Annotated in this window: 9 protein-coding genes; 7 read left to right on the top strand and 2 right to left on the bottom strand. The window is 41.8% G+C overall.

Going from position 1 to position 14,758, the window contains the following annotated elements; translation table 11 throughout:
* Positions 1-54: 54 nt before the first annotated feature.
* The 5 genes from B4B65_RS00985 (at position 55) to B4B65_RS00965 (ending at position 9,958) form a co-directional block, all read left to right on the top strand.
* Entirely contained in the window at positions 55-3,072 is a 3,018-nt protein-coding gene (locus B4B65_RS00985; protein ID WP_293912564.1) for a SusC/RagA family TonB-linked outer membrane protein, read from the top strand.
* 17 nt (positions 3,073-3,089) lie between these two features.
* The gene (locus tag B4B65_RS00980) at positions 3,090-4,715 is read left to right on the top strand and encodes a RagB/SusD family nutrient uptake outer membrane protein (protein WP_293912562.1); all 1,626 of its coding nucleotides are present in this window, start codon (positions 3,090-3,092) and stop codon (positions 4,713-4,715) included.
* Positions 4,716-4,787: 72 nt separating this feature from the next.
* Positions 4,788-6,605 carry an aryl-sulfate sulfotransferase gene (locus tag B4B65_RS00975; protein WP_293912560.1) on the top strand — a complete coding sequence of 606 codons (1,818 nt, stop codon included), beginning with the start codon at positions 4,788-4,790 and terminating at the stop codon, positions 6,603-6,605.
* Between the two features lie 14 nt (positions 6,606-6,619).
* Positions 6,620-7,825 carry a glycosidase gene (locus B4B65_RS00970; protein ID WP_293912558.1) on the top strand — a complete coding sequence of 402 codons (1,206 nt, stop codon included), beginning with the start codon at positions 6,620-6,622 and terminating at the stop codon, positions 7,823-7,825.
* 243 nt (positions 7,826-8,068) lie between these two features.
* Positions 8,069-9,958, top strand: coding sequence for a sodium:solute symporter family protein (locus tag B4B65_RS00965; RefSeq protein WP_293912555.1), 1,890 nt, complete (start codon positions 8,069-8,071; stop codon positions 9,956-9,958).
* Here B4B65_RS00965 and B4B65_RS00960 read toward each other — a convergent pair.
* Both B4B65_RS00960 and B4B65_RS00955 read right to left on the bottom strand, forming a co-directional pair.
* Positions 9,955-11,124 carry a dipeptidase gene (locus tag B4B65_RS00960; protein ID WP_293912552.1) on the bottom strand — a complete coding sequence of 390 codons (1,170 nt, stop codon included), beginning with the start codon at positions 11,122-11,124 and terminating at the stop codon, positions 9,955-9,957. The two genes, B4B65_RS00965 and B4B65_RS00960, sit on opposite strands and share 4 nt — an antisense overlap.
* Positions 11,125-11,269: 145 nt before the next feature.
* Positions 11,270-13,030: a serine hydrolase domain-containing protein gene (locus tag B4B65_RS00955; RefSeq protein ID WP_293912549.1), complete on the bottom strand. Its 1,761-nt coding sequence runs from the start codon at positions 13,028-13,030 to the stop codon at positions 11,270-11,272.
* Between the two features lie 188 nt (positions 13,031-13,218).
* On the opposite strand from B4B65_RS00955, the gene xseA reads away from it, so the two are divergent.
* The gene (xseA, locus tag B4B65_RS00950) at positions 13,219-14,493 is read left to right on the top strand and encodes an exodeoxyribonuclease VII large subunit (RefSeq protein WP_293912546.1); all 1,275 of its coding nucleotides are present in this window, start codon (positions 13,219-13,221) and stop codon (positions 14,491-14,493) included.
* The gene (gene xseB / locus B4B65_RS00945; protein WP_293912544.1) at positions 14,483-14,710 is read left to right on the top strand and encodes an exodeoxyribonuclease VII small subunit; all 228 of its coding nucleotides are present in this window, start codon (positions 14,483-14,485) and stop codon (positions 14,708-14,710) included. The genes xseA and xseB overlap by 11 nt, the downstream gene beginning before the upstream one ends.
* Positions 14,711-14,758 lie beyond the last annotated feature (48 nt).

Raw genomic sequence — 14,758 nt, 5'->3', positions numbered from 1 at the left:
ATCCAACGCTCGTTCAGGAAGATACAACCATCAACCCAGAAAATTATAAACCGTATGAGAAGAATTATTTTAATACTCCTGCTTGGAGTCTGTAGTCTATATGCTTGGGCGCAACAGGCTATCACTGTCAAAGGAACAGTCAGAGACAAGGAAAACAAACCAGTAATCGGAGCTACAGTCGCCGTAAAGGGTAGTTCTGAAGGAACAAAAACAGATATTGACGGGAATTTTACGATCAGTATCGCTCAGGGTAAAATACTCCAGTTTTCATATGTAGGAATGCAAAAATCTGAGCATACAATTTCAGATGCATCTTTTCTACAGATTACATTAGATGACGACAATCAGTTGGATGAAGTCGTTGTGGTCGGATACGGAACCGTCAAAAGACGTGACCTGACAGGTGCTGTCGCTTCCGTGACAGGCAAAGATCTGCAGGCTGATGTTGCAAAAAGTGCCAGCGGAGCTTTGCAGGGCAGAATTGCCGGAGTTACGGTATCGAATACAGGAGGCCAGCCCGGCTCAGGCATGAGTATCAATGTCCGTGGACTTAGTTCCTTAGGGGCAAATACGCCATTGTATGTCATTGATGGTGTATACGGAGATATCAATATGGTAGACCCTGCCGATATTGCTTCCCTGGAGGTCCTCAAAGATGCGTCCGCAGCAGCCATCTATGGTTCAAGAGCCGCAAATGGTGTGGTACTCATTACCACCAAAAGCGGGAAAAAGGAGATGGCCCCTACCATCAATGTAAATTTCTATTCAGGAGTACAGCAGATTACCAAAAAACTGGATGTGCTGGATGCGCAACAGTGGAAGAATATCATGAAACAATCAGGCTATCTCCCTCAGGAAGCGGTAGACTATCAGGGTACGGGAACCAATTGGCAGAATGAAGTATACAGAACTGCTCCTGTAACCAAAGCTAATGTTGGTATAACAGGCGGGTCCCAACAGGCCACGTATAGCTTATCTGCCGGATATATCAATCAAGAAGGGATTCTGATCAATTCAGGTTATGATGCGTTCAATATCCGGTCTAAAAACACCTTTTCTTTTTTCAATGACAATTTCAGATTAGGCAATACCTTATTATTGAAAACATCTAATAAAGATATCAACAGATTAACGATTACAGATGCTCTGCGTCAGAATCCTCTGATGCCTGTTTATGATGCAGACCAGCTGGGCGGATATGCAGGCATTTCTCCGTGGATGAAAAACATGGACAATCCCGTAGGCGCTTCCCGCCTGTTTGATAACGAAGTACATAGCACAGAAATACTATTCAATGCCTATGCAGAGGTCGATCTGTGGCTGAAAGGACTGAAATATAAACTCAACTTCGGTTATAACAAAGACAATGGACGCAACTATGCCTATAATGCTCCTTATGATTTCGGATCCGGAGCAGTACAATCTAAACTAAATGAATCGGCATTTTTTGAAAACCAATGGTTGCTGGAACATACGTTACACTACGACAATACTTTTGAAAAGCATACCATATCCGCACTATTGGGATATTCTTCTCAGAAAAATTCGAATCGCGGATTTGGTGCCGGTCGTAGTGATATCCCATTCGGAACAAATTCTATAGGCGCAGGCTCCACAACGCAACAGACAACATCTGGTCAGCTACAGGAATATGCGTTGCTTTCCCAGTTTGCCCGTGCAATGTATAGTTATGATTCCCGCTATATGTTGACAGCTTCTGTACGAAGAGACGGCTCCTCCAGATTTGCAGATGGCCACAGGTACGGCGTATTCCCGTCGGTATCCGTCGGTTGGAATATCATGAATGAAAACTTCTTTGCTCAGGCTAAAAACAAAATCAGTGAATTAAAACTTCGGGCCAGCTACGGGATTCTTGGCAATCAGGAAATCGGAAATTATGCGACACAGAATATCAGTTCTAGCGGAATCAATTACATTCAGGGAGGAACATGGTGGATGGGTAGCAACACCGGAGTTGCATGGGTTTCTCCAAAAAACCTGACATGGGAAGAAACCAAAACGAGTAATGTGGGATTGGATGTAAGCATTCTGAATGGCAAGTTTGGTTTAAATGCAGATTATTATGTCCAGGAGACGAATGATGTGTTGCTGAGCATCGCTATGCCAAGTTCTGCGGGAATGAACGGAAGCCCTACGATGAATGCAGGAGTAATCCAGAATAAAGGTTTTGAACTCCTGTTAAATCATAAAAATAACGTTGGTGAAGTTCACTATAACATTGCTGTAAATGCATCAACTGTAAAAAACAAAGTCAAGGCTGTAACGGTTGGCTCTACTCAGGAATTTGGGGGATATAATCCTCAGGGAGAAGGCACAATCACCTGGGCAAAGGTCGGTGATCCTATCGGGGCTTTCTATCTGATTAAGACCAATGGACTGTTTCAATCTGAAGAAGAAGTAAAGGCGCATACCACTCAGAATGGTCAGCTTATTCAGCCGGATGCAAAACCGGGAGATATCCGTTTTGTAGATTTCAACGGAGACGGCAAAATCACGGATGATGACCGGCAATATGCAGGAAGTCCGTTTCCGGATTTCAACTATGGGATCAGAGGAAACGTTTCCTTTAAAGGAATTGATCTGGGCATATTTTTCGACGGTATGGCGGGAAATAAAATATACAACTATACCCGCGCACGTATGGAGTCCATGAATGAATTTACCAACTTCGGTTCTAATGTAGAAAATGCATGGACAGAACAGAACAGAGATACAGATGTCCCACGTTTTACACAGGAGGATAAAAATAAAAACAGCCGGAGAGTCAGTGACCGTTGGTTAGAAAGCGGTTCTTTCTTCAGACTCAAAACACTGGAAATCGGATATACTTTCCATACACAGTGGGTAAACAAAGCAAAGTTCAAAAATCTCCGTCTCTTCGCTGCAGCAGACAATCTTTTCACATCGACCAAATACAAAGGATATACACCTGACCTTGGACAAAATGACGATCAGAACGGAGGTGGCTCAAGCACAATGTCCAGAGGCACAGACCATGGACGATTCCCATTGGCCAGAACAATTATGATGGGTCTGCAAGCGAATTTCTAACATTTAAAAAGTAAAACATGAAAACCACTATATTAAAAAATATATCATTTGCTGCGATAGTCACACTATCTCTATCCAGCTGTAAATCAGACTTTTTAGACCTGGTCAATCCAAACCAGGCTGTGGAAGAAACATTCTGGACTTCTGAAGCCAATGCTCAGGCTGCTTTGGCAACTGTTTATTCGCCAATACGGGGACAGATGTACGGATATTTTGGCGGATATACAGGATGGCATACCATGAACAGGGCCGATGATGTCTGGTTCATCCTGGGCGAAGAAATTCTAAACTGGGAACCGGCGACCTATACCAATACAGCAAATACCGCAGAGAGCGATTTCGGAAGATTATACAATTGTATCAACAGAGCAAACGTCGTCCTCAAAAATATCCGGAATGTTCCCATGAGTGAAAATAAGATAAATGAGCTGTATGCAGAAGCCAGCTTCCTGAGAGGCTATGCTTATTTTCTACTCGCCAGCAACTTTGGGGATGTTCCGATACGCTTGCTCCCTGCAGGTGAGAGTTCTGATGAGATTATGAAAAAATCTTCTCCGGAGGAAGAAGTCTGGAAACAGGTTACAGAAGATTTCAAGACCGCAAAAGAATATCTGCCTGTCACAAGACCGGCTGCAGAAGCAGGACGTGTGACGAAAGGCGCGGCCATTGCTTACCTGGGAAAGGCTTATCTTTTTATGAAGCGTTATCCGGAAGCGGAAACGGAGCTGGCAACCATTATGAAAGCTCCGTATAGCTACGATCTGGTTGAAAACTTTGAAGACAATTTTACAGAATATAAGGAACTGAACAAAGAATCCATATTTGAACTTATCTATGACGGTAGCTTCGGCAGTGGTTCCTGGGGATCTGAAGAATCTACCAGTACGCAGGGCTTTGTGATTGCCAATTTTGTAGGCCCGCAGGGAACCGGAGGATGGTTTAAGTGGATGCCAACAGCCTCCATTGTTAAAAGCTTCACGGCAGAAGAGCGGCCTGCAGGATCAAGCTCCCGATTTGACAAACGGATGTATACCAGCCTTTTCTGGAAGCATTCGGACTTTGAGTCGACTGTTCAGGATGGTGCATGGTTTGGGAATATGTCATTTGACAAAATATGGGAAGCTTCTGCAACCAAACGCCTTCGCGGAGAACCCGATTTTCCAACTATAAATGCTGTAAAAGGCCGGTTCTTAATTAAAAAGTTTACCAACTTTTATAAAAATGAAGCCGACGCAAACAGCATGTACAATCAACAAAATCAAAATAATAACCTTCGTGTAATGCGCTTTGCTGAGGTGCTGCTGTTACATGCTGAAGCTTGTATCAAAACGGGTAAACTTGGCGATGCTGCAGCGGATCTTACACGTATCCGAAGCCGTGCCGGACTGGCATCAAAAACCTGGGCTAATGCTGATGAATTATGGAATGAAATGATCCATCAGAACGAACTGGAATTCTTCTTCGAAGGTCACCGTTTTTTTGATCTGAAACGGTGGTATTCTTACGAACAGATGAAACAGATCCTCGTTACCAACAAAAAACAAGGTGCAGAGAATTTTCAGGCCAGGCATTATTATCTGCCAATACCACAGGGAGAGATGAATACAAATACTGCGATCCAGCAACATCCGCTTTGGAGATAAGAACTACTAATGCAATTCATAAAACCATACAGGGGGCAGCAAAATGTTCCCTGTCTTTTATCACAAAACATTATGCCTGGACAATTTTTTAGGAGGGGATTCCATACACTGGTATTGTTCCTTATCCTTTTGCTTTGCGTACGTTGTAAGGATGACAAGGTCGAAGCAACAAGTGCCGACCTTCCCTTTCGTGCAGCTCTTCAAGCCATGATTGATAAAGGAGTTCTTCTCCAAAAATATACAAAGGGTGCTGAATATTATGTTTTTCATTTTGAGACAGGAGAGATCAGTGTGCCTGTATCTAATGTCAGAGATATCAAAGAAAGTCCTGAACTATGGTCTACACAAATCACATTTACGGATCACCAGTCCATCGCTATCCCCTCAAAAGGAGATAAGCTTGACTTCATTGTAAAGGATATCGTTTTAGACCCTTCAGGATATAATCCGCTCGCTGCTATGGTAGATGTACTATTACCGGCAGCAGGCAGGATCAAAGTCATCGTGAAAGGCAAATCCGGAGAACAAGGTACAATTACACACTTACTGCAGGCACAAACTCCAAGACAGCAAGTACCGGTATTCGGACTGTATGCCAATTTTAATAATAAAGTAGAACTTGTATTCACGGACAAAGATGGTCTTGAACGTGGCCGTACTTCTATATCGATCCAAACAAAACCTCTTGATATAAGTTCTTTCCCCGCTTTTGAAATCATCACTGCTCAAAGAGCCCGAATGGAACCCGGATTGAATCTGGTAAGTTATCCGGGAGAGAGCGAACTGGACACTTCCTGTCCCTATATGTTGGATGCCGATGGAGAGATCCGATGGATATTGTTGCTCAAAAAGTCTCCGGATCTGCAGTCTTTAGGTGCCTCTATTGGTCTGAAGAGACTTAAAAACGGGAATTTTCTGTCAGGAGATATGTATCAAAACCGAATTGTTGAACTGGATATGTTCGGAAAACTTGTCCGGCAGTGGGATCTCAAGAAATTAGGATACACTTTCCATCATGAAGTATCAGAGGCCAAAAACGGCAACTTCCTGATCACAGTAACAAAATCAAGTGCGCATCTGAATAATGGTAAACCCAGAATAAACGATCATATTATTGAACTTAATCCAGGCTCAGGAAGCCTGGTAAATGAATGGGATCTAGCCAGTATGCTGGACAGTTCGCGCTATGACAAAGGGGATGAAAATACTCCTCAGCAATTCGCACAGACTCCCTCCAACTGGGCACATAACAACTCTATTACGGAGCGGGGTAATGATCTTCTTGCGACCTTACGTTATCAGGGGATTACCAGCTTTAATCCATCCCATAAACTGAAATGGATTATTTCACCACACAAAGGATGGGGAGCAAACTATCAGTCTTATCTCTTACAGCCTGTTGATAAGCAGGGACAGCCGATTACAGATTTCAGGATCATCTCCGGAGAAGTCGCTCATCCTGATTTTGACTGGCCATGGGGGCCACATACCCCTGTAGTAATGCCAAACGGCAATATCCTTGTTTTTGATAATGGCTACAATCGCCATTTTAAACCCAATGACCTAAGCTCGGACCAAAGCTACAGCCGTGTAGTAGAATATGCGGTCGATGAAGGCAAAAAAACTGTACAACAAGTGTGGGCATATGGACAAAACAGAGGAAGAAGAACCTTTTCACAGGCTCTTTCAGGAGTACAATACCTACCCCAAACCGGAAATATATTATTCTGTCCCGGCATGGGAACGGTAACCAACAAAGGCTACGGGGGCCATATCATCGAAATCGATGGCAAAACCAAGGAAGTCATTTATGAACTGGAGATCAGCTCCCCTAGCTACACCGCTTTTCACAGGGTAACACGCCTTCCCCTATACTCGGACAACCTATAACCTATTGATCAAACATGAGCCAGCAGAACAACATGAGGGGACACTTTTTTAACCAGCGAAAAACATTACTTTTTGACAGACACGAAGAGTTACTGACGAGAACCAATATGCCTCAATCGGATTTCAATGGGATTATAAATCGCTATAAATATCCGGTTATCAGCAAACATCATATTCCGTTAAACTGGAGATATGACCTTAATCCCGAAACAAATCCACATTTTTTAGAACGAATCCCGGTCAATTCTACATTAAATGCAGGAGCAATCAAATGGAAGGGCAGCTATCTTCTCCTTGTTCGTGTAGAAGGGGTCGACAGAAAATCCTTCTTCGCTATAGCCGAAAGTCCCAATGGGATTGATAATTTTCGATTCTGGGAGCGCCCCTTATCTTTTCCTGATAATGATGAACAGGAGACAAATGTTTATGATATACGCCTGACAGCCCATGAAGACGGGTGGATTTATGGCGTTTTTTGTAGTGAAAGACATGATCCGAAAGCTTCTCCGGGAGATTTGTCATCTGCTATCGCTTCAGCAGGCATTATCCGGACAAAAGATTTTACACATTGGGAAAGACTTTCCAATATCAAGTCTGACAGCCAGCAACGTAATGTCGTCTTACATCCTGAATTCGTAAATGGCAAATATGCCCTGTATACACGCCCTCAGGATGATTTTATTCTGGCCAGAAACGGAGGCGGAATTGGTTGGGCACTCACAGATGATATCCGCCACGCCGTAATTCAAAACGAGATAATCATTAATAAGCGTCATTATCATACCATTAAAGAGGTTAAAAACGGAGAAGGTCCTTCTCCGCTGAAGACTGCTGAAGGCTGGCTGCACCTGGCACATGGTGTACGACATACCGCAGCCGGGCTACGATATGTACTCTATCTGTACCTGACTGATCTGATCAATCCGGATGTACTGATTGCCGAGCCGGCAGGCTATTTCATGGCTCCGGAACAGGATGAGCGGATTGGTGACGTATCCAATGTACTGTTTTCCAATGGCTGGATTGCCGATGAAAACGGAACCGTTTATATTTATTACGCATCCAGTGATACCCGCATGCACGTAGCCGTTTCTTCGATAGATCAATTACTGGATTATTGTCTTCACACGCCGCAAGACGGTTTAAGAACCATAGAATCTTTAAAAAAAATTAATGAGCTCATTGACAGAAACAATATATACAACCAAAAGCATGAATAAAAAGGTGAGTGTATTCATGCTGTTATTTACGTTCTATCCACTAACAAGAATGGGACAGAACAAAGACAATGTATATTTTATATATTAACCTATTACATATTAGTCGGCTTTCAGGAAAAATTTCTGGAGACTAACCGGTGACTACTATATTACACTTGTAAAGAAAGAGAAAAAATGTACCTTTAGCCGCTCCTTAAACAATTATATTCCGGTTGATACATACAAAAGGATAGCAGATTTCCAATGAAACTCCAGTTTATAGACATTCTTATTATTGTTGTATACCTCATTACAATGATTGTCATCGGCTTATTGCTGAAAAAGAAAGCATCTAAAAATCTTGACTCTTATTTTCTGGGCGGCAAATCTCTTCCCTTCTATTTACTGGGTCTCTCCGATGCTTCCGGAATGTTTGATATTTCAGGCACCATGTGGATGGTTTACCTTGCTTTTGTGTATGGATTCAAGAGTCTGTGGATTCCGTGGCTGTGGCCTGTATTTAATCAGGTTTTCCTTATGATCTATCTCTCGATATGGTTGCGGCGCTCCAATGTACTTACAGGAGCAGAATGGATACGTACACGGTTTGGTTATGGACGGGGAGCCAATCTCTCGCATACTATCGTGATCCTCTATGCCCTGATGGGTGTACTGGGATTTTTAAGTTATGGATTTATCGGGATCGGCAAGTTTATGGAAGTATTCTTTCCCTGGGAATTTGTCTCCCAATATATTCCGCTTCATCTTGAAACAGCATCCGTCGCACAGGTGTACGGAATTTTTTTCACCGGTATTGCAACTTTCTATGTGATGCTAGGCGGTATGCACAGTATTGTCTGGGCTGATGTTGTACAGTTCAGTATCATGACCGTATCCGGAATTGTGATCGCTGTTATCGCGATGAATAAAGTAAGCCCTGAAATGCTGGCAGCTCACACTCCTGCAGGCTGGGATTCTCCGTCTTTTGGCTGGACACTGGACCTCGACTGGAGTAATCTCATCCCCTCCATTATGGACAAAATCAATGAAGATCAGTATAGTCTGTTTACCATATTTGTGATGATGATGCTTTTCAAAGGAATTTTTATGAGCATGGCAGGTCCGGCAGCCAATTATGATATGCAAAAGATATTAGCCTGCAAAAGCCCAAAAGAGGCAGCGCTCATGAGTGGTTCTGTATCTGTCATTCTGTTGATACCAAGATACCTTATGATTATGGGCTTCACAGTTCTTGCACTTGTCTTTTTCAGCGAAGACTTTAACAATATGGGAAATAGTATAGATTTTGAAACTATTTTACCCAGAGCAATTAATGAATTTGCACACGTAGGGCTGGTGGGTCTTTTACTGGCCGGACTTTTATCTGCTTTTATGTCTACATTCGCCTCTACAGTCAACGCAGCACAGGCCTATATGGTCAATGATGTATTCCTGAAATATATACACAAAAAAGCTTCAGCAGTGACACAGATCAGAGTGAGCTATATCGTATCTGCTCTTGTCGTGATTATCAGTACCATTATTGGTATGTATGTCAGCAATATCAATTCCGTATTGCAATGGATCGTATCCGCATTGTATGGCGGATATATTGCAGCCAATGTACTGAAGTGGCATTGGTGGCGCTTCAATGGGAACGGTTTCTTCTGGGGCATGCTTTCAGGTATCATCGCATCCATGATTGCACCGCTGTTTTTTCCGGATATACTTCCTCTTTATTATTTTCCTGTACTCCTGTTGGTATCCGTTACCGGATGTATAGCAGGCACATTGCTATCCAAACCTACAGAAGAAAAAGTATTGATAGATTTTTATATCAAAGTACGTCCCTGGGGATTCTGGAAGCCTATCATCCAGAAAGCAATGGCACAATATCCGGATCTTAAGGAAAACACAAACTTCAAGCGTGATATGTTCAATATTGTTATCGGCATTATCTGGCAATGCAGCCTGACCCTCATACCCATGTATATCGTAATCAAGCAAGGCTTTCCATTATTTACCAGTATACTGATCTTAGGAATTACCTCACTGATCCTCAAGAAAAACTGGTACGATAAGATGAATATCGAGGAGAAAGAATATAATGAATTTATGAAGAAAAACTTCAGAAGTATTGATCAGAAATTCTAATGTACTTCGTTTTCGCGCAGTAAGCGTAGAAAATTCCCACCCATTATTTTGCCTACATCTTCTTTGGAATACCCTTGTTCCAGAAGTGCTTTAGTCAATAAGGGGAATGTACTTACATCTTCCAGCTCACGCGGAGGAGATTCGATTCCATCATAATCGGATCCTATGGCCACGTGGTCTACACCGACTTTCTTAACCAGATAATTAATATGTTCCAGCAATTTGGACATCGGAGCATTAGCCTCATGCTGTAATTTCTTTGGCAGTTTTTCATATTGGCGGGTCGGGGATAATTTATAGTTCCCTTTATCTCCAAAATGCTTGCGGTAAAGTTTCTTGACCCGTTCTGTATATGTCGGATCCAAAAATCCCGAATAAAAATTTACACCGATTACTCCGCCATTTTTCTTTAAGGCTTCCAGTTGTTCGTCTTTCAGATTACGATAATGTGGCATCAAAGCATAGGCATTACTATGAGATACCAAAATCGGTTTGGTAGATGTGGCGATAACATCATAAAAAGTCTTTTCACCTCCATGAGAAAGATCTACCATCATCCCCAGTTCATTCATCCTTCTGATAATATCCTTTCCATGCGCTGTCAGTCCCTTACCTTTATCAGAGCTTGTTTTGACCTCAATAGCTGCTGCTGTAACCCATGGAAGATTATAATTCCACGTCAATGTAAGATAACGGACTCCCCTGTCATATAGCTTTTCCAGATTCGCAATTTTGCTTTCAATCATGTTGCCACCTTCGACACCTATCACCGCAGCAATCTTTCCTTTATTCAGTATGGCATCTATATCTTTGGAGCTTTTGGCCAGTTCGATCTGCTGCGAATTTTTCGAAATCATTTTCTCCAGCGCATCAATCTGGTCGTTTGCATGATTAAATGCACCCTTTTTCCATTTCTTATCATCCGACCATACAGCAAAGACCTGTACATCCACCCCACCTTCTTTAAGCCTGGGGAGATCTGTATGGCCTGTATTCAGCCGCTTACCAATATCCTTGCTTTTGAAAATAGATTCATAGATCACATCATTATGGCCATCCACAACAATCAGATCCTTATGAATCTGTTTGTAATCCTGGGCAAATACAGAAGAGAAAGTACTCATAAGTGTAATTCCTACAGTTAACTGTTTGACTATTTTAATCATAAGAGTATCTTTTATTCCATGTATATAATTTGATTTTCAATGGTCATATGGAATATCCAAACTATATTCATTGGTGTTTGTGCAGCCTGTACGACATGGATATTTCATTAGAATACGGCTTTACGACGATTGACAGACCCTACTTTTATTTCTTTACTTCATCAAGTGTCTCATATATGGCATCCTGAATCCGGCTGCGGATATTCAGGTCCAGCAATTTGGATGAAACCTGCGGGTGAACTCTGTTGGATAAGAAAATATAGATAAGCTGATTAGACGGATCTATCCAGATACATGTACCGGTGTATCCGGTATGTCCATATACGGAGCTATTTGCACCTTTAGAAGGATATTCATTTTTTGGATTCGGATCCCAACGGTCAAATCCAAGTCCTCGTCTGCTCGTTGCGGATTGTTTGCTGGTAAACAAATCCACTGTTTCTCCTTTAAAATAGCGGTTTCCCCCATACTCTCCTCTGTTTAAAAGTAACTGACCATATATGGCCAGGTCATTTGCAGTAGCAAAAAGCCCGGCATGTCCCGCCACTCCACCGGCCATTGCAGCTCCCTGATCATGGACATAACCTTGTAAAAGGACTTTACGAAAAGAAGTGTCATGCTCTGTAGGAATAATATTTTCTTTTGCAAAACGGTCTCTTGGAAGATATCCTGCAGTCTTCATACCCAAAGGCTTATAAAAGTTCTTCTGTACATAATCCTGCATAGGTACGCCCGTCTGATGCTCAGCAACTTCTTTCATGACATACATACTGATATCACTGTATACATAATTGCCGACCGGCTTGACCGGAGAATTTAGCATTTCAGGCCACATCACATCTCTGTAGTAATTGTTCAGCAAATAACAGCTATCTGCAACTTTCACCTGATGACTTGCCGAAAAACGACGTTCCAGATCTCCGGGTTTCAGGTTTCTGTAAAATGGAATAAAGGGAGTAAATCCTGCTTCATGCAACATTACACTTCGTAAGGAGATGTTCTTTTTATTGGTTGCCTGTGCCTGATACAGGTAGTCTCCTATGGTACTATCCAGATTGATCACATGTTGTTCTGTAAGACGCATAATAACAGGCGTTGTTCCTGCAATTTTGCTCACGGAAGCTAGATCAAAAATATTACCTATAGTCGTAGGCGTCTTTTTGTCATAAGTGTGATATCCGTAACCTTTTTCAAAAATGACCTGTCCATCCTTAATAATCATCACTACAGCACCAGGAGTCGCTTGTTTGCTGATGGCTTCTGCGGCAATCTCATCTATTTTTTTTGTGAGCTTATTTAGATTAAGAGAGCTGTTCTGCCCCTCTGTATACTGAAGTCTGGTTTGATTCGTATTGAAACCGGCTCCCTTTTGAAAATAAAAACTATAAGTCTTATCCAGTTTTGCGGTACTGGAGATCCCGCCAAAAATTGTCATAGCCGCGTTTTTCTGCGTCTGACTATCTGTATTTGTATTAAACAGAATTGGTATTGTAAGGCTGTTCAATTTCGTCAATCCGCTTCCGTTACCGAAAACCACAAGGATGATCTTTTTATTATTTTTACGGGCCTGCACCAGTTGGTAGACGAATTGATCCGTGATATCCGCATCATGTAGTGGAATAATAACCGTATTCGCATACTTAATACTCTCATCCAGTTTTTCCAGCCCCTTTGTTTCAAATTCGGTGTAACGTTCGGCCTGAGCAATAAAATCCGCAAATTTATCTGAAGAAGGGCTGGCAATAACAATTTTATAGTCATCCAGCTTTTTAAGAGGAATTATTCCCTCTTGATTAAGGAGCAACACACTCTCATTTTTGACAGCAGATTTATACTGTCCATACAGAGGAAGTGTTCCCAAAAAACTACAAACAGTTGCTGCGATTACCCATTTATGGATTTTCATACGTCTTTAATTTAGGGTTTACGATGATAAAAGTAACGAATAAATTCTTTTTTGCTGTAAATTTAAATTTCAAAAATGCACAAACATGCATTCAATTGTCTTTTTTATTCCAATCCAGTAAAAATATTACATACAATCTGCTAAAATCGTCACTTTTTTATCAAAGAAAGATTGTCTAAGTTTGTTTAATGCCAGAGGTTATCGACAATAAAACCATTTTCTCCTTACTGGAAGTAACGAAAAGTATTCAAAAGACTATTGCGGATCGTTACAAGAGTATGTATTGGATTAAAGCGGAGATGAATAAGCTGAATCATTATACGCATTCCGGACATTGTTATCCTGAACTGGTTGAAAAAAAAGATGGTAAAATTGTCGCAGAAATTCGTTCTATCCTCTGGAAGGCGGACTACAACCGGATCAACATAAATTTTATGAAGACGGTACGCGAGCCGCTTCGCGAAGGTATCACCATGCTTTTTCAGGCCAGCATCTCCTACGATCCTATGTATGGATTGAGTCTTAAAATTGTAGATATAGATCCGACTTTCGCACTGGGGGAACTGGAAAAAGAAAAACTGGAGAGCATACAACGTCTTAAAGAAGAGGGCATCTACGATCTGAACAAGTCTCTCCCTTTCCCTGTAATTCCCAAGCGTATAGCTATTATTTCTGTAGAAACAAGTAAAGGATTATCCGATTTTTACAAGATCATTCACCAGAACCCCTGGGGATACCGATTCGAATGCACTCTGTATCCTGCCCTGTTACAAGGGGATAAATCTGTTCCTTCCATTATTCAACAGCTTGGTATAGTGGCAGAACATCAGGATAAATATGATGTAGTTGCCATAATCCGGGGAGGTGGTGGAGAAGTCGGACTATCCAGCTATAACAATTATCTGCTGGCAAGAGCTATAGCTATATTTCCATTGCCTGTTCTTACGGGTATAGGACATTCAACGAACCTCACAGTAAGTGAAATGGTGGCTTATAAAAATGCTATTACCCCCAGTGAATTAGCTGATTTTCTTCTGCAGAGATTTCATAATTTTGCTATCCCGCTGGATCGCGCCTCCGAAACAATCCGCCATTACAGCAGCCTGATATTTGAACAACAGGCTCAGAAACTGAATGTCTTTGCTACAGATATCAGATGGACTACGCAACATATGGTCCAGATGGCTAAAAATAATATCCATATTCTGGAAAAAGATCTTAAAACCGGATTTCAGCAACACGTAAAGGAGCAACTCTCTTTTCTAGAAAATACAGAAAAGCTGCTGCAGTTAGCTGATCCGGTACATCTGCTGCAACGCGGATTTTCAATAACAAAAATAAACGGGCAATTACTGACTTCAACGGTACAGGTCAAACCGGGAGACAGCATCAGCACACGCGTGCAGGATGGAGAAGTTTCCAGTACAGTACATGCCATTAATACCCACCAATATGGAGACTAACTACAGCTATACAGATGCATTCAACGAACTGCAACAAATTGTCAATGATATCTCTTCAGGAAGCACGAATATTGATGAACTGTCCGAAAAGATCAAACGGGCAGCTCTCCTTATCAAAGTCTGTCGCACCAAACTGATTTCTACAGAAGAAGAAGTAAACCAGCTCCTGGCAAATCTTGCACCTGCTGAGGCGCCTGTTAGCCCGGAAGAAGAGTAACAGACGTGCTTATAACCGAAGTGTAAAGATATTGTTGTTTAATTAGTT

Source organism: Sphingobacterium sp. UBA5789 (assembly GCF_002418355.1).
In the GTDB taxonomy this organism is placed as follows: domain Bacteria; phylum Bacteroidota; class Bacteroidia; order Sphingobacteriales; family Sphingobacteriaceae; genus Sphingobacterium.
This window is presented reverse-complemented; position numbering and strand designations above follow the sequence as displayed.

Excerpts from the sequence above, each read along its gene's own strand:
- B4B65_RS00985 (WP_293912564.1), top strand. The coding sequence starts at position 55 with ATGAGAAGAATTATTTTAATACTCCTGCTTGGAGTCTGTAGTCTATAT.
- B4B65_RS00980 (WP_293912562.1), top strand. The coding sequence starts at position 3,090 with ATGAAAACCACTATATTAAAAAATATATCATTTGCTGCGATAGTCACA.
- B4B65_RS00975 (WP_293912560.1), top strand. The coding sequence starts at position 4,788 with ATGCCTGGACAATTTTTTAGGAGGGGATTCCATACACTGGTATTGTTC.
- B4B65_RS00970 (WP_293912558.1), top strand. The coding sequence starts at position 6,620 with ATGAGCCAGCAGAACAACATGAGGGGACACTTTTTTAACCAGCGAAAA.
- B4B65_RS00965 (WP_293912555.1), top strand. The coding sequence starts at position 8,069 with ATGAAACTCCAGTTTATAGACATTCTTATTATTGTTGTATACCTCATT.
- B4B65_RS00960 (WP_293912552.1), bottom strand. The coding sequence starts at position 11,124 with ATGATTAAAATAGTCAAACAGTTAACTGTAGGAATTACACTTATGAGT.
- B4B65_RS00955 (WP_293912549.1), bottom strand. The coding sequence starts at position 13,030 with ATGAAAATCCATAAATGGGTAATCGCAGCAACTGTTTGTAGTTTTTTG.
- xseA (WP_293912546.1), top strand. The coding sequence starts at position 13,219 with ATGCCAGAGGTTATCGACAATAAAACCATTTTCTCCTTACTGGAAGTA.
- xseB (WP_293912544.1), top strand. The coding sequence starts at position 14,483 with ATGGAGACTAACTACAGCTATACAGATGCATTCAACGAACTGCAACAA.